Consider the following 18851-nt stretch of genomic DNA (forward strand, 5'->3'; position numbering starts at 1 on the left):
CCCGAGTTGCTGATATATTGTATTGGAAATATGAAATTCCCTGCAGTGCCGGCTAAACAGAACGTTGGAGACAAACGACCGATGTCCGCCGAAAGAGAACACGACGCCGGGGCGTCCCCGGTCACCCTGACGCTGGAGCCGATCAACGCGACCGCTTCGCTGCGCGATCAGGCCTACGCGAAGCTCAAGCAGGCCATTGCCGAGACCGACATTTACCGGTCGCGAGACGAAATCCGGCTCGACGAGAAGGACTTGACCGAGAAGCTCGGCGTGAGCCGAACGCCCGTGCGTGAGGCTATGACGCTGCTGGAGCAGGAGGGCTTTCTGCGCACGGTGCCGCGGCGCGGCGTTTACATCCTGCGCAAGACGCGCAAGGAGATCGTTGAGATGATCTATATGTGGGCCGCGCTCGAAAGCATCGCCGCGCGCCTCGCCACGCAGCGCGCCTCGGACGACGACATTGCCGGATTAAGACGCATGTTTGCGACCTTCGGCGACTCGACACCCTCGGAACATATCGAGGAGTACTCCGAAGCGAACATCATGTTCCACCAGTCGCTGGTGGAACTGTCGAAATCGCCCCTCATCGTCGACACCATCAAGAACATCTTCATGCACGTGCGGGCGATCCGGCGCATGACGATCGCGCAGAGCGATCGCGCGTCGCGCTCGATCGTGGACCACATGCGCATCATCGAGGCGCTCGAGGCGCGCGACACCGAGCGCGTCGAGCAGCTCGTGCGGCAGCACTCGATAGAACTCGCGCTGTTCGTGGAAGCCAACTGCGACTTTCTCGACTGACGCGAAGGATGCGGCGTCGCGCTGCGGATTCATATCGCCCGGCGCATCAGCAAGCCGTATCGATGCCTTGTTGGCCTGAATGATCCGCGCGACGCTGAAATGAAAGTATGGAGTCCGTAACAATATTGTCGGGAAGTTTGGGCGAATCGCGAATCGAAAGCGCCCGCCCATGGAGCGCTGACAGAGCAACGGTGCACGACGCGATGCACTGCAGCATGCGAGCCACGGACAAAAAACGCTTGACTAATATTGTGTGTGGAATATTGTATATCACGTATCACACAACGCCCCGCCAAAGAGGAGACGTCATGGCAGAAGCAGGCATCAACGAGGCGCAGCAGATCCCTGTGCCCGAAGCGCAGCAAACGACCGATGGTTTTCACCTCGTCATCGACGCGCTGAAACTCAACGATATCGACACGATCTTCGGTCTCGTCGGTATTCCCATCACCGATCTCGCGCGCCTCGCCCAGGCCCAGGGCATGCGGTTCATCGGCTTCCGGCATGAGCAGAACGCAGGCAACGCCGCCGCCGTCGCGGGCTACATGACGAAGAAACCGGGCATTTGCCTGACCGTTTCGGCACCGGGCTTCCTGAACGGCCTCACGGCGCTGGCCAACGCGACCACGAACTGCTTCCCGATGATTCTCATCAGCGGTTCGAGCGAGCGCGAAATCGTCGACCTGCAGCAGGGCGACTATGAAGAAATGGACCAGCTCAACGCCGCGAAACCCTATGCGAAGGCGGCTTACCGCGTGCTGCACGCCGAGGACATCGGCATCGGCGTGGCGCGGGCGATTCGCGCGGCGGTCTCGGGCCGTCCCGGCGGCGTCTATCTCGACCTGCCGGCAAAACTGCTCGCGCAGACCATCGACGCGGTGAAGGGGCAGCAGTCGCTCGTCAAGGTAGTCGACGCGGCGCCGCGCCAGATTCCCGCACCGGAGGCGGTGCAACGCGCTCTCGATGTGATCAGGAATGCGAAGCGTCCGCTGATCCTGCTCGGCAAGGGTGCGGCTTACGCTCAAGCCGACGCGCAGATCCGCGAACTGATCGAGAAGAGCGGCATTCCGTATCTGCCGATGTCGATGGCCAAGGGTCTCTTGCCGGACACGCACGAACAGTCGGCGTCGGCTGCGCGCTCGTTCGTCCTGGCCGAGTCGGATGCCGTGATTCTGATCGGCGCGCGCCTGAACTGGCTGCTCTCGCATGGCAAGGGCAAGACGTGGGGCGCGGACGCCGGACCAAAGAAGTTCGTGCAGATCGACATTGCGCCGACGGAGATCGACAGCAACGTCGCCATCGAAGCGCCTGTGATCGGCGACATCGGCTCGTGCGTGGAAGCGCTCGTGGCGGGCCTCGGCAATGACTTCCCGAAGCCGCCGTCGGAATGGCTCGCCGCCGTGGCCGAACGCAAGAACAAGAACCTGGAAAAGATGGCCGCGACGCTCGCAAAGAACCCGTCGCCGATGAACTTCCATAGCGCGCTGCGCGCGATTCGCGATGTGCTGAAAACGCGTCCCGACATCAACGTGGTCAACGAAGGCGCGAACACGCTCGACTACGCGCGCAGCATCATCGACATGTATCAGCCGCGCAAGCGCTTCGACTCGGGCACCTGGGGAATCATGGGCATCGGCATGGGCTTCGCGATCGGTGCGGCCGTGACGAGTGGCACGCAGGTCGTGGCGATCGAGGGTGACAGCGCGTTCGGTTTCTCAGGCATGGAGCTGGAGACGATCTGCCGCTACGACCTGCCGGTCTGCACCATTGTCTTCAACAACAACGGCGTGTATCGCGGCACGGACGTCAACCCGAGCGGCGGCAGCGACGTCGCGCCCACCGTGTTCGTGAAGAACGCGCGCTACGACAAGATGATCGAGGCGTTCGGCGGCATCGGCCATCAGGCGACCACGCCCGAAGAACTGACGAGTGCGCTGCTCGAAGCGATCGCCTCGGGCAAGCCCACGTTGATCAACGCAGTCATCGACGAATCGGCCGGGACCGAAAGCGGCCGTCTCACGAATCTGAATCCGCAAAGCGCGGCCATGAAGAAATAAATCCAATCGATCAGGTAGATCAGGAGAAGCGAGAAATGAGCAAACCCCTCGAAGGTATCAAGATCATCGACTTCACGCACGTGCAGGCCGGGCCCGCCTGCACGCAGATGCTCGCGTGGTTCGGCGCGGACGTGATCAAGGTGGAGCGCCCAGGCGCCGGCGACGTGACGCGCTCGCAATTGCGCGACATCCCCGAAGCCGATGCGCTTTACTTCACCATGCTCAACAGCAACAAGCGCTCGCTCACGCTCGACACAAAAAAGCCCGAAGGCAAGGAAGTGCTGGAGAAGCTGATTCGCGAGTCGGACGTGATGGTGGAGAACTTCGGCCCGGGCGCGCTGGACCGCATGGGTTTCACGTGGGAGCGCATCAAGGAACTCAATCCGAAGATGATCGTCGCTTCGGTGAAGGGCTTCAGCGAAGGTCACCACTACGACGACCTGAAGGTCTATGAAAACGTCGCACAGTGCGCGGGCGGCGCGGCTTCGACCACGGGCTTCTGGGACGGTCCGCCCACGGTGAGCGCGGCGGCGCTCGGCGACAGCAATACGGGCATGCATCTCGCCATCGGCATTCTCACGGCGCTGATCGGACGCGAGAAAACGGGCAAGGGTCAGAAGGTCGCCGTGTCGATGCAGGACAGCGTGATCAACCTGTGTCGCGTGAAGCTGCGCGATCAGCAGCGTCTCGAGCGTGTGGGTTACCTCGAGGAATACCCGCAGTACCCGCACGGCACGTTCAGCGACGTCGTGCCGCGCGGTGGCAATGCCGGCGGCGGCGGCCAGCCGGGCTGGGTGCTCAAGTGCAAGGGCTGGGAGACGGATCCGAACGCGTACATCTACTTCACGGTTCAGGGGCACGCGTGGGAGCCGATCTGCCGCGCTCTGGGCAAACCCGAATGGATCGACGACCCGAACTACAACACGGCGCAAGCGCGTCAGCCGCACATCTTCGACATCTTCGCGACGATCGAGGCGTGGCTCGCCGATAAAACGAAGTTCGAAGCGGTCGATATCCTGCGCAAATTCGACATTCCGTGTGCGCCGGTGCTGAGCATGAAGGAAATCGCCAATGACCCGTCGCTGCGTGCGAGCGGTACTATCGTAGAGGTGCCGCACAAGGAGCGCGGCTCGTACCTCACGGTGGGCAGCCCGATCAAGTTCTCCGATCTGAAGCCCGAGATCACGGGTTCGCCGCTGCTCGGCGAGCACACCGACGAAGTGCTGGCGGACCTCGGCTACACGCCGCAGCAGATCGCGGCGCTGCACGAGGTGCGCGCGGTCTGAGGCCGTACGCCCAGGAAGCAGACGCAAAGCAGGCAGAGAGAGCGGGCGCGGCACATGCTGCGCCCGCCTGGCACCCGCAAAACTGCAAGACACGCAGGACGCCGCGCAACCCCGCGGCGACGATCAACGACTCACCCCATCCAATCATCGCCATGCAATCCGCCATCGATTTCGAGCAACTCGCAAATGCCATTGGGGACGCCATCGTCATCTCGGACGCAGCCGGCGACATTACATTCTGGAATCCCGCCGCCACGCGCATGTTCGGCTACACGCAGGAAGAAGCGCTCGGCAAGACACTCGACCTGATCATTCCCGAGCGGCTGCGCGGCCGCCACTGGGAGGGCTATCACAAGACGATGGCGACCGGTCAGACGCGCTATGGCAATGACGTTCTGCGCGTGCCTGCCGTGGACAAGGCGGGCAAGGCGCTTTCCATTGCCTTCACCGTGGCGCTGCTGCACTCGCCGCAAGGCGAACTCAACGGTATCGTCGCCGTGATCCGCGACGAAACGGCACGTTTCCAGGAAGAGCGCTCGCTCAAGAAGCGCATCACGGAACTCGAAGCACAAGCTCAGCAATCCTGAGCGTCGGGAGCACGTCGATGCACACGGAAAAACTTGGACGTTTCGAGGTCGAACTCTCGGCCCGTCAGCTGATCCACAACGGCGGCTGGGCCGCATTTGCCGCGATCCGCACGCTCGCGGCCGCCGCGGACGACCCAGCGGCGGTTCTTTCCCGTCAGCTGGTGGTCGACGAAACCGTATTCGCAAGCGAAGCCGCCGCCATTGCTGGCGCGCGGGAGGCCGCGCTCACGTTTCTCAGAAGCGGCAATTCGCCCAGCGTGGGCGCTTCATAGGGCAGAGCCCTTTTCGAGCCGCGGCACGCAAAGAATTCAAACATGGACCCGGAATGAGGCGCTCGATCGCCAACCCGGCCGACACAGGAGACGTTTCATGAAGTCGTGGCTACGCTTTGGGCGCGCCAGGTGTATTGGCGCGCCGCCGATTCCCTATGTTCCCGCCGTTTCGCCTCTTTCCATGAAGGACGGAGGCGGATCATGGCGCTGACCATTGCGGTTCCCCGCGAGGTGCACGAGGGCGAACGCCGCGTAGCTGCGACGCCGGAAAGCGTGGCACAACTGATCAAGCTCGGGTATGCGGTGCAGGTCGAGGCAGGGGCGGGCGCGAGCGCGAGCGCGTCCTACCCGGACGACGCTTATCGCACGGCAGGCGCGCGCATTGTCGACGACGCACGCGCGCTATGGAGCGGCGCGGACATCGTCATTAAGGTCCGGCCGCCGTTGAGCGAAGAGGTAGAGCGACTCAAGCGGGGCGCAACGCTGATCGGCTTCGTCTGGCCTGCGCAGAACGCGGCGTTGCTGGAGCAGCTCGCGGCGCGCGAGGCCACGGTGCTCGCGATGGACTGCGTGCCGCGCATCTCCCGCGCGCAGAAGCTCGACGCGTTGAGCTCGATGGCGAACATGGCCGGCTATCGTGCCGTCGTCGAGGCTGCCCAGCATTTCGGCCGCGTATTCACCGGGCAGATCACGGCGGCCGGCAAGATGCCGCCCGCCAAGGTGCTCGTGATCGGCGCCGGGGTCGCCGGGCTGGCTGCGATCGGCGCGGCTCGCGGGCTCGGCGCGATCGTCCGCGCGTTCGATACGCGGCCCGAGGTCGGCCAGCAGGTTCAGAGCATGGGCGCGGAGTTCCTGAGCGTCGACATCGAGGAGGAGGGCGGCGGCGCGGGCGGCTACGCGAGGCAAATGAGCGCGAAGTTCATCGAAGCGGAGATGGCGCTGTTCGAAGCCCAGGCACGCGAAGTCGACATCATCATCACCACGGCGCTCATTCCAGGCAAACCGGCACCGCGCCTCATCGACGCGAAGACGGTGGCGTGCATGCGCGCGGGCAGCGTGATCGTCGACATGGCGGCGGAGCAGGGCGGCAACTGCGAGGTGACGCGCCCGGGCGAGGTCGTGAACGTCGACGGCGTGACCGTGATCGGCTATACGGATCTTGCGAGCCGCATGGCCAACCAGTCGAGCCAGCTTTACGCGACCAACGTGCGTCATCTGCTGGCCGATCTCACGCCCGCGAAGGACGGCGAACTCGAGCTCGACATGGACGACGTCGTGCAGCGCGGCACCACGGTCATGCAGCGCGGCCAGGTGTGCTGGCCGCCGCCGCCGGTGCAGGTCTCGGCCGCGCCGCAAGCGGCTCTGCAGGCGAAGCCCGTGGCAGCGGAGCCGAACGCACACGCGAAAGTCGAAGGTGCACAGCCCGCGCGCCGTAACGGCGCCGCCTCGCTTGCCGCGCTCATCGTGGCGGCGTTGCTGCTGCTCGCGCTCGGTGCGGTTGCGCCGCCGGCGTTCGTCGCGCACTTCACCGTGTTCGTGCTGGCGGTGTTCGTCGGCTATCAGGTGGTCTGGAACGTCACACCCGCGCTGCACACGCCCCTCATGAGCGTGACGAATGCGATCAGCGGGATCATCGTGATCGGTGCGTTGCTGCATCCGGGCAACGCCAGCCCGATCGTGACCGTGCTGGCGGGCATTGCGCTCGTTGTCGCAACCGTCAACATCGCGGGTGGCTTTCTCGTCACCCAGCGCATGCTGAAGATGTTCCAACGGACCTGAGGAGACGTCATGCTCAACGGAATCGGCAACATGGCGTGGCTCGGCGCGGCGACGCTCTTCATCCTCAGCCTGCGAGGGCTGAGTCATCCCGCGAGTGCGCGGCGCGGCAATCTTTACGGCGTGACCGGCATGGTGATCGCGGTGCTCGCGACCTTGCTCGTCACCGGCGGCGCGGGTTTGCAGATCGCGTTGATCGCCGCGGTGGTGGGGGGTGGGCTCGGCGCGGTACTCGCGCGCCGCGTGGAGATGACGCAGATGCCGCAGCTCGTCGCGGTGCTGCACAGCTTCGTCGGTCTCGCGGCGACCTTGATCGCCTTCGCGAACTTTCTTTCGCCGGCGGCGGCGATGAGCGGCGTCGAGCGCGCGATCCACGACACCGAAATCTACGTCGGTGCCTTCATCGGCACGGTCACGTTCAGCGGCTCGATCGTCGCGTTCCTGAAGCTGCAGGGCACGGTGGGCGGCAAGCCGCTCGTACTGCCCGCGCGGCATTTGCTCAACGCGGTCGTGCTCGGCGCGTGCATCGTGCTCGGCTATCGCTTCGTCAGTGCGTCCGACGGCGGCGGCGCGCTCCATGCGCTCATCGTCATGTGCGTGCTGGCGGCGGCGCTCGGCGTGCATCTCGTCATGGCGATCGGCGGCGCGGACATGCCCGTGGTGGTCTCGATGCTCAACAGCTATTCCGGCTGGGCCGCCGCGGCAACGGGCTTCATGCTCGACAACGATCTGCTCGTCACCACGGGCGCGCTCGTCGGCTCGAGCGGTGCGATTCTCAGCTACATCATGTGCCGCGCGATGAATCGCAGCTTCGCCTCCGTGATCCTCGGCGGCTTCGGAACCGCGAGCGCCGCCGCAAGCGCGGCGCCGCAGGGCGACGTGGTGGCGACCACCGTCGACGAAGTCGGGTCGCTCCTGCGCGATGCGCAGGAAGTCGTGATCGTGCCGGGCTACGGCATGGCCGTCGCGCAGGCACAGGGCACCATCAGCGAGATCACGCGGCGGCTGCGCGCGCTCGGCATACGGGTGCGCTTCGGTATCCATCCTGTTGCGGGGCGCTTGCCCGGTCACATGAACGTGCTGCTCGCCGAAGCGAAGGTGCCGTACGACATCGTGCTCGAAATGGACGAGATCAACGAAGACTTCACCAGCACCGACGTCGTGCTCGTGATCGGCGCGAACGATATCGTCAATCCCGGCGCCCAGGAAGATGCGGGCAGTCCGATCGCCGGCATGCCCGTGCTCGAGGTGTGGAAGGCCCGCACCGTGGTCGTCTCCAAGCGCAGTATGGCGACGGGCTACGCTGGCGTGGACAACCCGCTCTTCTATAAGGACAACACACGAATGCTGTTCGGCGATGCCAAGGGCAGCGTGGATGCGTTGCTGCGGCAACTGGAAACGGCTTGACTTTTGAGGAAGGTGCGACGGGCGAAGGCCTGCCGCGCCGGCTGTGCCGCGTGGATGCGCTAGTCCCGCCAGGGATGCGATGCGCGGAAGATCCCGCGGGCTGCAATCACAACGGACGGAGAAAGACAACGTGGCACATACCAAACGTATCGAAGGCGGCTACACCGCCCGGTGGCACAACCGGTGGGTGCAACTCGCGGCGGGCATACTCTGCATGGGGCTCGTCGCCAACCTGCAATACGCATGGACGCTCTTCGTCGTGCCGATGGACTCGCGGCATCACTGGGGGCAGGCTGCGATCCAGCTCGCCTTTTCCATTTTTATCGTGACGGAAACCTGGCTCGTGCCCGTGGAGGGGTGGCTGGTCGACCGCTTTGGTCCGCGTCCCGTGGTGATGGGCGGCGCTTGCTGCGTGGCGCTGGGCTGGGTGCTCGACGCGTGGGCGCCCGCGCTGCCGGTGCTCTACGTCGCGGCTGTGATTTCGGGCATCGGCGCGGGCTGCGTGTACGGCACGTGCGTGGGCACGGCGCTCAAGTGGTTTCCCGACCGGCGCGGGCTCGCAGCGGGGATGACGGCAGCCGGCTTCGGCGCGGGTGCGGCGCTCACGGTCATCCCGATCTCGAACATGATCCAGCACGCCGGCTATGAGCGTGCGTTCGTATTCTTCGGACTCCTTCAAGGTGCCTGCATCATGGCGCTCGCGCTTCTCATGGTGCGACCGAAGCCTCCCGCGCATGCGGCCGGGACGAAGCGAATCGTGGCGACGAAGACGGACTACACGACGAAACAGATGGTCCGCGCGCCCGTCTTCTGGGTGATGTACGCGATGTTCGTATGCGTGGCGGCGGGCGGCATCATCGCGACGGCGCAAATCGGCCCGATCGCGAAGAGTTACGGTTTCGCCTCGATGCCGGTCACGCTCGCCGCGGCGACGTTGCCGCTGCTCACCATGACGCTCTCGATCAACAACCTCTGCAACGGCTTTACGCGGCCGCTGTGCGGGTTCATTTCGGACCGCATCGGCCGCGAGAACACGATGTTCATCACGTTCCTCGGCGAAGGGCTCGCGCTGCTGGGCCTGAGGGCGTTCGGCCACGACCCGTATCTCTTCATGCTGTTTTCCGGGCTCGTGTTCCTGTTTTACGGCGACATCTTCTCGAACTTTCCGGCGACCTGCGCCGATACGTTCGGGGCGAAATACGCAGCCGGCAATGCGGGCACGCTGTACACCGCAAAAGGAACGGCGGCGATGCTCGTGCCGGTCGCCACGCTGTTCGCGATCCACGGAGGCTGGAACATGGTGTTCGACCTGGTCGCCTGCGTGGCGATGTTGGCGGGCGTGAGCGCCAAAGTGCTCCTGCAGCCGATGCGCCGGCGCTGGATCTTTCAGTCGGGCGTGGAGGCGAGGATCGCCGACGCGGCGTTCGCGCCCTCGCCGCTGGGATCGCACGAATAGCAGATGCTTCGCAGGGGCGAAAAGAGGGGGATTACCCATCATAAGAGGGATTTATCGAACGTAAAATATTCTGTATTAGTCATTTATCGATCTCCTTACTAGTATTGTGCGCACCAGCCGGGCCGCATACGGGCAGCGCTGCGGGCGACGGCGTCAGGCGTCGCCCGAATACATGAAAAGCAGAACATGGAGACGGACATGACAGGTCAGAAAAACGGTCAGCCTTTGCGTGCCGCGATAGCCGCCTTTGTCGGCACGACGATCGAGTGGTATGACTTCTACATCTATGGCCTTGCTGCCGCGCTCGTGTTCGGCAAGGTGTTTTTTCCCAGCTCGCTCGACCCGGGTGTCGCCACGCTGCTGTCGTTCCTCACACTATGGGCCGGCTTCGTTGCGCGGCCGATTGGTGGCCTGATCTTCGGGCACCTGGGCGACCGTATCGGCCGCAAGACCACGCTTGTCATCACGCTCATGATGATGGGCGTGGCTACCACGGGTATCGGCCTGATGCCCGGCTACGCGCAGATCGGCGCGTGGGCGCCGGTCGGTCTCGTGATGCTGCGGGTGATCCAGGGCATCGCCGTGGGCGGGGAGTGGGGAGGCGCGGTGCTGATCGCGAGCGAAAGCGCACCGAAGCACAAGAGCATTCTCTATTCGGCGTTCGCGCAGCAGGGCTCGCCGACCGGCAACCTGCTCGCGACGCTGATCTTTTTTGCGCTGAGCGCATTGCCCACACCGGAATTCGTCGTGTGGGGTTGGCGCATTCCGTTCCTGCTCTCGGCCACGCTCGTGATCGTTGGCATGATGGTTCGGCTGAAGCTCGAAGAGCCGGAGGACATGAAGCGCGTTCTCAGGCAGAACAAGACGGTGAAACTGCCCGTCGCGGAAGTGCTGCGCAAGCACTGGGTAATCGTGATGCTGGCCGCAGGCGTGTTGCCTGTGATCCATGTCACCTACTTCAAGACCACCTTCGCGCTTTCCTGGGCCACCAGGGAGCTTGGCTATACTCAGGGGACGTTTCTCAGCATCATCGTGGTCGCACTGATCGTCCAGTTCCTCACCCAACCGCTCGGCGCGCTGCTCGTGCAGCGAATGGACATGCGCAAGGCTGTCTGCCTGATGGTGCTGCCGGAATTCGTCCTGATGCCGGCGATGTTCTTCGCGATCGAGACCAAGGCTTACTGGATCGCCATGATCGGCATGTGTCTCGCAACCGTTCCGCATTCGATGTTCTACGGCGCGGTGGGCGGCATCCTCGCACGGGTCTTTCCTGCCAGGGTGCGCTACACAGGGTTGTCGCTCTCGTATCAACTCTGTTCGCTCGTGGTGGGCGGGGGCACGCCGGTTCTGGCTCAATGGCTGCTCAATTCCACGAAAAGCATCACGGGCGTGGCCATCGCATCGGCGATATATGCGCTGGTCTCGCTTGTCTGCATGATCGGGCTCTTGAACCGCACGGGCTTTCTGGCCGGCGAACTGTCGACAGCCGAGCAGGAGGACGTCAACGATCTTGAGCGTGACACGCGCTTTTCGCCGCTGGACGAGCGCAAGACGGTGCCGGTTGCCTGAGTGAGGCCGACCCGGGATTCTGAGCCGGTCCGAAGTGGAAAAATTCCGCATGCTCCCTGATTTGACATCTCTCGCACTGTTCTGCCGCTCGATCGAAACACGCAGTTTGTCGAAGGCGGCAGAGCAGTCGCACATCGCGCTGGCGGCAGCGAGCCGTCGGATCGCGCTGCTGGAGCACCGCTATGGCGTGCAATTGCTGCATCGGTCGCCGCAGGGCGTCGAGCCGACGGCGGCAGGGAAGGCACTGGCGTTCCACGCGCGGCAACTGCTCGATCAGGCCGAGCGTCTGCAGGCCGACATGTCCGATTACGCCAAGGGGGCCAAGGGGCATATCCGCATCCAGGCCAATACCTCCGCCATGACCCAGTTTCTGGCGAAGGATCTCTCCGTCTTTGCTACCCGGTATCCCGAGGTCAAGCTCGACCTGAAGGAGCGGCGCAGCGGCGACATCGCGCAGGCGGTGCGGGAAGGCAAGACCGACATCGGCGTGGTGGTTGACGGGCCTTCGCGCGACGGACTGGTCTGCTACGAATACCAACGCGACCGGCTGATCGCCATCGTCCCGCGAGGCCATGCCTTGCGCGGGCGCCGGGTAGCGTTTTCCGCGCTGGCCGAATACGACTTCGTTGGCCTCGATAGTTCCACTGCCATGTGGCGGCTGGTAGCGGACGCTGCGGCCACGCAAGGGCTGTCTCTGCGCTTGCGCATGCAGGTCAACAGTTTCGAGGTCGTGTGCAAGCTCGTGCAGGCCGGCATGGGGGTGGCGGTGCTGCCGGAAATCGCCGCGTCCAACTTTGCCAGGGACATGGGGCTGCGTGTGATATCGCTAACGGATGCCTGGGCCGAGCGCCGCATGTTCGTTTGTGTGCGGGATGCTGCCGCGCTGTCGGCCATCGGGCGCCGGCTGGTCGAGCATCTGATCGGCCCACGCCCCCATGCTCAGGCGCCTCCCGTAACGCCAGGCGGGACGTGACCGCCGGCACGCGTCGACCCGGGTTGGTCCGGTCTTCGCATTTGGCGAAGGCAGCGTTGACCACTGCGCAATTCCCTCGGCTGTGCCGTCTCGCTACGCTGCGGTTCTGTGCCGGATGCGTTGTCCAGTGTCCGGCCGTCTCAACAGGACAGCGAGGCAGCGATGACCCCCGAAGCAAAGGCGCTAGAGGCGTGGATCGGCCGCACCGAGACCCGCAGCGACACGATCGTACCCGTGCCGGTCGCTGCCCTGTCAGCCACGCTGGACCGCAATGATCCCGACCCACGCGCCGGCGACGCACTCGCGCCGCTGTGGCACTGGCTGTACTTTTTGCCACTGCACAGGCAATCGGAAACCGGCCCCGATGGACACGCAAGCCGCGGAGGCTTTCTGCCGCCGGTCGCATTGCCGCGTCGCATGTGGGCGGGTGGACGCCTCCGCTTCCATCATCCCCTGCGTGTGGGCGAGGCGATCGAGCGCACCTCGCGTATCGTCGATATCAGCCACAAGAGCGGCGGCACCGGTACGCTCGTCTTCGTGCTGGTACGGCACCAGATCAGCAACGAGCACGGCGTGGCCGTGACCGAGGAACACGACATCGTCTATCGGGACTACCCCAAACCGGACGACCCTGTTTCAGCCCCCAGGGCGGCTGCGACCGATGCCGCGTGGGAGCGCGTCGTTCGTCCGGACGCTGTCCTGCTGTTCCGCTATTCGGCGCTCACCTTCAACGGCCATCGCATTCACTACGACCGCCGCTACGTCACCGAGGTCGAGGGCTATCCGGGCCTGGTCGTGCACGGACCGCTGATCGCCACCTTGCTGGTCGACCTGCTGCGGTCCCAGATGCCGAACGCGCAACTGACCCGCTTTGCGTTCCGCGCCGTTCGGCCGCTCTTCGATATCGCGCCGTTCACCGTATGCGGCAGGCCCGAGGCAGACGGCAAGACCGTCAAGCTGTGGGCCAGGGACGCCAGCGGCTGGCTCGCCATGGATGCGACCGCCACGCTGGCCTGACATCGCCCACCCGACTCGATTCTTCCAGATCAATCAAAGGACGCTCCCCGTGTTGATGGCAGCCGACAAATACCAGGACATCCGTGACGCCATACGTGACCTGTGTGCGCAATTTCCCAGTGAGTACTTTCGCCAGATCGACGAGGCACGGGGTTATCCCGAGGCGTTTGTCGATGCGCTCACGCAGGCGGGCTGGCTCGCGGCGCTGATCCCCCAGGAATACGGCGGCTCCGGCCTTGGTCTGACCGAGGCCTCGGTCATCATGGAAGAGATCAACCGGGCCGGCGGCAACTCGGGCGCCTGTCACGGCCAGATGTACAACATGGGCACGCTGTTGCGCCACGGCTCGGAGCAGCAGAAGCGCGCCTGGTTGCCGAAAATCGCCAGCGGCGAGCTGCGCCTGCAATCGATGGCGGTGACCGAACCGACCACGGGCACCGACACCACGCAGCTCAAGACCACCGCCGTGCGGCGCGCCGACCGTTATGTGGTCAACGGCCAGAAGGTGTGGATTTCACGTGTGCAGCATTCCGACCTGATGATCCTGCTGGCCCGAACGACGCCGCTGTCCGAAGTCACGAAGAAGTCCGAAGGCATGTCGATCTTCCTCGTCGATCTGCATCAGGCAATCGGCCAGGGGATGACGGTGAGGCCGATTGCGAACATGGTCAACCACGAGACCAACGAGCTCTTTTTCGACAACCTCGAGATTCCCGCCGAGAACCTGATCGGTGAAGAGGGTAAGGGCTTCCGGTATATCCTGGATGGTCTGAATGCCGAGCGAACCCTGATTGCCGCGGAATGCATCGGCGATGGCTATTGGTTCATCGACAAGGTCTCGAAGTACGTCAACGAACGCATGGTGTTCGGGCGACCGATCGGGCAGAACCAGGGCGTACAGTTCCCCATTACGCGCGCGTGGATCAATCTCTCAGCCGCCAACCTGATGCGCTTCGAGGCGTGCGAACTGTTCGATGCGAGCAAGCCGTGCGGTGCGCAGGCCAACATGGCCAAGTTGCTGGCGGCCGATGCCTCGTGGGAGGCGGCCAACGCGTGCCTGCAGTTCCACGGCGGTTTCGGCTTCGCCAACGAATACGACGTCGAGCGCAAGTTCCGGGAGACCCGCCTGTACCAGGTCGCCCCGATCTCGACCAACCTCATCCTGTCGTACGTGGCAGAGCACGTTCTCGGTCTGCCGCGTTCGTTTTGAAGTCCTGAAGGAGCAAGCGATGCGTCCTCTTGACGGCATCACGGTGGTCACGCTCGAGCATGCGATTGCCGCGCCGTTGTGCACACGCCATCTGGCCGATCTCGGCGCGCGCGTGATCAAGATCGAGCGGCCCGGCGTCGGCGATTTCGCGCGCGCCTATGACGAGCGCGTGCGCGGCCTCGCATCCCATTTCGTATGGACCAACCGTTCGAAGGAAAGCCTGACGCTCGACGTCAAGCACGCGCAAGCGCAGGGCGTGCTCATGCAGCTGCTTGCGCGGGCGGACGTGCTGGTGCAAAACCTTGCACCGGGGGCAGCCGACCGCCTTGGGTTGTCGTTCGATGCCTTGCGTGAACGATTTCCTCGCCTGATCGTCTGCGACATATCGGGCTACGGTGCGGACGGCCCCTATCGCGACAAGAAGGCCTACGACCTGCTGATCCAGGCCGAGTCCGGCTTCCTGTCCGTCACCGGCACGCAGCAGGAACCGGCCAAGGCGGGCTGCTCGATCGCCGACATCTCAGCCGGCATGTACGCGTACAGCAATATCCTGGCCGCGCTGATTGCGCGCGGAAGGACAGGCGTGGGCTGCCGCATTGATGTCTCGATGCTCGAGTGCATGGCCGAGTGGATGAGCTTTCCGCTGTATTACACGTTTGGCGGTGCTCAGCCGCCGCAGCGCGCCGGGGCGGCGCACGCCACGATTTACCCGTACGGCCCGTTCGCCGCGGGCGACGGCAAGACCGTCATCCTGGGGTTGCAGAACGAGCGCGAGTGGGAAGCGTTTTGCGCGAAGGTGCTGCTGCAGCCGGCGCTGGCGACGGACCCGCGCTTCGCGTCCAATTCCCGGCGGACGGCCGCGCGAGACGAACTGCGCGCGATCATCGATACCGTCTTTGCAGGACTCACCGCAGAGCAGGTCATCGAGCGGCTCGACCATGCACAGATCGCCAATGCGCAACTGAACACGATGCACGACGTCTGGCAGCACCCCCAACTCGAGGCGCGTCACCGCTGGGCCAATGTGAAGACTCCGGCTGGGGACATTCCCGTGTTGCGGCCGCCGGTTCCGGACGCGATCGCACCGCGCCTCGACCCGGTTCCTGCGCTTGGGGAGCACACCGAGGCCATCATGGCAGAGCTCGGGTACGGCCAGGAAGCGATCGACCGCCTGCGTGCGGAACGGGCCATCTGAATACGACGGGAAGCAAGGACAACCACCCCATGAGCGACCACCCGAGCCAGGTTCTCGCGACGTTTGCCGCGTCGCTGGCTTTCGATGACATCCCCGCGCCGGTCGTGGTGCGCGCCGAAGAACTGTTGCTGGACTGGCTGGGCTCCTGCCTCGCCGGTCACGGTGCACGGCCGGTCGAGACGCTGGAGCGCTTCGCTCGTGCGATGGGACCCGACGGCGGATCCTCGGAAGTGCTGATCTCTCGCCGGTTGACCTCGCCGTTCTTTGCCGCGCTCGTGAATGCCGCCGCTTCGCACTTTGCCGAGCAGGATGACGTTCACAACGGCTCCGTGTTCCATCCCGCGACGGTGGTGTTTCCTGCCGCGCTGGCCGTGGCGCAGGCGCTGGGGTCCTCCGGCCGTGATCTGCTGACGGCGGCCGTTGCCGGCTATGAGGTGGGCATCCGTGTCGGCGAGTTTCTTGGCCGCCCGCATTACAAGGTGTTTCATACGACGGGCACAGCAGGCACGCTCGCGGCCGCCGCGGCAGCCGGACGTCTGCTGGGGCTTTCGCCCGCGCAGATGCTCGATGCGTTTGGATCGGCCGGCACGCAGTCGGCGGGGTTGTGGGAATTCCTGCGTGATGCGGCTGATTCAAAACAATTGCACACGGCGCATGCTGCCGCGTGCGGCCTGTCGGCCGCCTGGCTGGCACGCGATGGCTTCACCGGTGCGCGACGCATTCTCGAAGGAGAGCAGGGGATGGCTGCCGGCATGTCTCGGAGCGCGAATCCGGCGCGGCTGACGGACCGTCTCGGCCAACGCTGGGCGCTTGCCGAAACCTCGTTCAAATACCACGCCTCGTGCCGCCACACGCATCCCGCCGCCGATGCGCTGCTGCAGGTGGTAAAGACGCATCGGCTAGCGCCCGCGCAGATTGCGCGCGTCACGGCGCATGTTCATCAAGGTGCAATCGACGTGCTGGGGCCGGTGGTGGACCCGCAGACCGTCCATCAGGCGAAGTTCTCGATGGGCACGGTGCTCGGGCTGATCGCGCGCTATGGTCGTGCCGGTGTCGAGGAGTTTGCGTCCAGCTTCGACGATGCAGAGGTCGCGGCGTTGCGCGACAAGGTCGCCATGGAGCTCGATGCCGAGGTCGATCAGGCTTACCCCGCGCGGTGGATCGGCAAGGTGACGGTGCTCACCACGGACGGACGCGAGTTGCACGGCCGCGTCGACGAGCCGAAGGGCGATCCCGGCAACACGTTGTCGCGCAGCGAACTGGAAGACAAGGCGCTGCGTCTCGCAGCGTTCAGCCGGGCCGCCGATGCGGCGCAAATGCAGACCGTGCTCGCATCGATCCGGAGTCTCGCCCGGGCCGAACGAATCGGTCGCCTGATGCCGTCCCATGCTTGAGCGCGCCGTGGCCCTGCAGACTGCGCGCTCCTACCTGTTCGTTCCCGGACATCGGCCCGATCGATTCGACAAGGCGGTTGGCGCCGGAGCGGACGCGGTCATCATCGATCTCGAAGACGCGGTGCCGCCCGAGGACAAGGCCGCCGCGCGCTACGCGCTCGCAGCCTGGCTGTCACCCGAGCGGCCGGTGCTGGTTCGCATCAACGGTGCCGGCAGCGAGGCGTTCGAAGAGGATCTGCGCCTGTGCAGCATGCCGGGCGTGGCCGGCATCGTGCTACCGAAAGCCGGGACGCAGGACGGACCCATCCTGAACCGATGCGTTTCTGCGGGCATGGCGATCTTCCCGCTCATCGAGACCGCGCAAGGCGTCTGGCATGCGCGCGCGCTGGCCGAGACACCCGGCGTGCAGCGGCTCATGTTCGGCTCGATTGACCTGCAGGTGGACCTCGACATGGATGCCGATGAAGACGATCTGCTGTATTTCCGTTCGCATCTCGTGCTGGTGTCCCGCCTGGCAGGGCTGCCGTCGCCCGTCGATGGCGTGAGCACTGTCATCGACGATGTCGAGCAACTGCGCGCCGATACGCTGCGGGCACGCCGCCTGGGTTTCGGGGCAAAGCTGTGCATCCATCCTCGGCAGGTCGGCTGCGTGCACGCGGCACTCAGCCCTTCCGGGCAGGACCTTGCCTGGGCCACGCGCATCGTTGCGGCGGCTGACGCCGCGCGCCAGGGGGCAGTGGCCGTGGACGGGAAGATGGTGGACCTGCCCGTGATACGCAAGGCGCAGCGGATTTTATCAAGCAGTCGGTCATAACGATTGCGCAACGTGGAGGAGACAATGAAGAAAACCGTGGCAACACTATTCGGCGCAATGGCGCTGCTGGTCAGCAGTGCGGTACCCGCCGGTGAGCCGATCGTCATCAAGTTCAGCCACGTGGTGGCGCATGACACGCCCAAGGGGCTGAGCGCCGAGTATTTCAGGAAGCTCGCGGAAGAACGCACCCAGGGCCGCGTCAAGGTCGAGGTCTATCCGAACAGCACCCTGTATAAGGACGGGGAGGAGATGCAGGCGCTGCAGCTCGGCTCCGTGCAGATGCTGGCACCGTCGCTGGCGAAGTTCGGCCCGCTTGGCGTGCGCGAATTCGAGGTGTTCGATCTGCCGTACCTGTTCTCCGATTACACCGGGCTGCACAAGGTGACGCAGGGCCCCGTGGGCAAACAACTGCTCGACAAGCTGCAAAGCAAGGGCATTACTGGGCTGGCCTACTGGGACAACGGCTTCAAGGTCGTGACTGCGAACAAGCCGATGCATGTGCCAGCCGACTTCAAGGGCCTGAAGTTCCGCATCCAGTCGTCGAAGGTGCTGGACGCGCAGTTCCGGGCGCTGGGCGCGATTCCGCAGGTGATGGCGTTCTCCGAGGTCTATCAGGGCCTGCAGACCGGTGTGGTCGACGGCACCGAGAACACCACGTCTAACGTGCTCACGCAGCGCATGAACGAGGTGCAGAAGTACCTGACGGTGTCCAACCACGGTTATATCGGCTACGCCGTGATCGTCAACAAGAAGTTCTGGGATGGCTTGCCGCCCGATATCCGCACCACGCTCGAAGGGGCGATGCGCGATGCCACCACCTATGCGGATGACATCGCCAGAAAGGAAAACGACGACGCGCTGGAAAAAATCAAATCTACGGGCAAGACGCAGATCATCGCGCTAACGCCGGCTGAGCGCGTCCAATGGAAGCAGGCGCTCATCAAGGTGCATCGCCAGCAGGAGAGCCGCGTCGGCAAAGACACCATCGAGGCCATCTACAAGGCCACGGGCTTCGATCCTGCCAGGCTGTAACCAGT

General features: G+C 64.4%; 16 protein-coding genes. All 16 read left to right on the plus strand.

The genetic code is table 11. The features are described 5' to 3' along the window. The first annotated feature begins 81 nt into the window (after nucleotides 1–81). The 16 genes from VSR34_RS31285 to VSR34_RS31360 all read left to right on the plus strand — a co-directional run bounded on the left by VSR34_RS31285 (nucleotide 82) and on the right by VSR34_RS31360 (nucleotide 18846). Nucleotides 82–801, plus strand: coding sequence for a GntR family transcriptional regulator (locus VSR34_RS31285; RefSeq protein ID WP_028212188.1), 720 nt, complete (start codon nucleotides 82–84; stop codon nucleotides 799–801). Between the two features lie 308 nt (nucleotides 802–1109). After that, entirely contained in the window at nucleotides 1110–2858 is a 1749-nt protein-coding gene (gene oxc / locus VSR34_RS31290; protein ID WP_028230733.1) for an oxalyl-CoA decarboxylase, read from the plus strand. A gap of 35 nt (nucleotides 2859–2893) precedes the next feature. Continuing rightward, a complete protein-coding gene (gene frc / locus VSR34_RS31295; RefSeq protein ID WP_028212190.1) occupies nucleotides 2894–4144 on the plus strand; it encodes a formyl-CoA transferase in 1251 nt (416 codons plus the stop codon). A gap of 152 nt (nucleotides 4145–4296) precedes the next feature. Then, a complete protein-coding gene (locus tag VSR34_RS31300) occupies nucleotides 4297–4731 on the plus strand; it encodes a PAS sensor domain-containing protein (RefSeq protein ID WP_028212191.1) in 435 nt (144 codons plus the stop codon). Between the two features lie 17 nt (nucleotides 4732–4748). Next, nucleotides 4749–5003 carry a hypothetical protein gene (locus VSR34_RS31305; protein WP_342964438.1) on the plus strand — a complete coding sequence of 85 codons (255 nt, stop codon included), beginning with the start codon at nucleotides 4749–4751 and terminating at the stop codon, nucleotides 5001–5003. A 201-nt stretch (nucleotides 5004–5204) separates the two neighbouring features. Beyond that, complete coding sequence (locus tag VSR34_RS31310) at nucleotides 5205–6782, plus strand: Re/Si-specific NAD(P)(+) transhydrogenase subunit alpha (RefSeq protein WP_342964439.1); 1578 nt, start codon at nucleotides 5205–5207, stop codon at nucleotides 6780–6782. A 9-nt stretch (nucleotides 6783–6791) separates the two neighbouring features. Beyond that, the gene (locus VSR34_RS31315) at nucleotides 6792–8186 is read left to right on the plus strand and encodes an NAD(P)(+) transhydrogenase (Re/Si-specific) subunit beta (RefSeq protein WP_342964440.1); all 1395 of its coding nucleotides are present in this window, start codon (nucleotides 6792–6794) and stop codon (nucleotides 8184–8186) included. Between the two features lie 130 nt (nucleotides 8187–8316). Continuing rightward, entirely contained in the window at nucleotides 8317–9642 is a 1326-nt protein-coding gene (gene oxlT, locus VSR34_RS31320) for an oxalate/formate MFS antiporter (RefSeq protein WP_036019092.1), read from the plus strand. Between the two features lie 198 nt (nucleotides 9643–9840). Further along, nucleotides 9841–11211: an MFS transporter gene (locus VSR34_RS31325; protein ID WP_028212196.1), complete on the plus strand. Its 1371-nt coding sequence runs from the start codon at nucleotides 9841–9843 to the stop codon at nucleotides 11209–11211. A 34-nt stretch (nucleotides 11212–11245) separates the two neighbouring features. After that, nucleotides 11246–12184 (plus strand): LysR family transcriptional regulator, encoded by a 939-nt coding sequence (locus tag VSR34_RS31330; protein ID WP_342964441.1) that lies wholly within the window; start codon nucleotides 11246–11248, stop codon nucleotides 12182–12184. Between the two features lie 162 nt (nucleotides 12185–12346). Continuing rightward, complete coding sequence (locus VSR34_RS31335; protein ID WP_028212197.1) at nucleotides 12347–13201, plus strand: MaoC family dehydratase N-terminal domain-containing protein; 855 nt, start codon at nucleotides 12347–12349, stop codon at nucleotides 13199–13201. Between the two features lie 55 nt (nucleotides 13202–13256). Next, nucleotides 13257–14411 (plus strand): acyl-CoA dehydrogenase family protein, encoded by a 1155-nt coding sequence (locus VSR34_RS31340; protein WP_036019096.1) that lies wholly within the window; start codon nucleotides 13257–13259, stop codon nucleotides 14409–14411. 19 nt (nucleotides 14412–14430) lie between these two features. Continuing rightward, nucleotides 14431–15606 carry a CaiB/BaiF CoA-transferase family protein gene (locus tag VSR34_RS31345; protein WP_342964442.1) on the plus strand — a complete coding sequence of 392 codons (1176 nt, stop codon included), beginning with the start codon at nucleotides 14431–14433 and terminating at the stop codon, nucleotides 15604–15606. Between the two features lie 29 nt (nucleotides 15607–15635). Then, nucleotides 15636–17000, plus strand: a complete 1365-nt coding sequence (locus tag VSR34_RS31350; protein WP_028230726.1) for an MmgE/PrpD family protein — start codon at nucleotides 15636–15638, stop codon at nucleotides 16998–17000. Next, entirely contained in the window at nucleotides 16993–17814 is an 822-nt protein-coding gene (locus VSR34_RS31355) for a CoA ester lyase (protein ID WP_342964443.1), read from the plus strand. Before VSR34_RS31350 ends, VSR34_RS31355 begins: the two co-directional genes overlap by 8 nt. 57 nt (nucleotides 17815–17871) lie before the next feature. Next, nucleotides 17872–18846, plus strand: coding sequence for a TRAP transporter substrate-binding protein (locus VSR34_RS31360; protein WP_342964456.1), 975 nt, complete (start codon nucleotides 17872–17874; stop codon nucleotides 18844–18846). Nucleotides 18847–18851: the final 5 nt, after the last annotated feature.

The organism is Paraburkholderia sp. JHI2823 (assembly GCF_038900695.1).
Taxonomy (GTDB): domain Bacteria; phylum Pseudomonadota; class Gammaproteobacteria; order Burkholderiales; family Burkholderiaceae; genus Paraburkholderia; species Paraburkholderia mimosarum.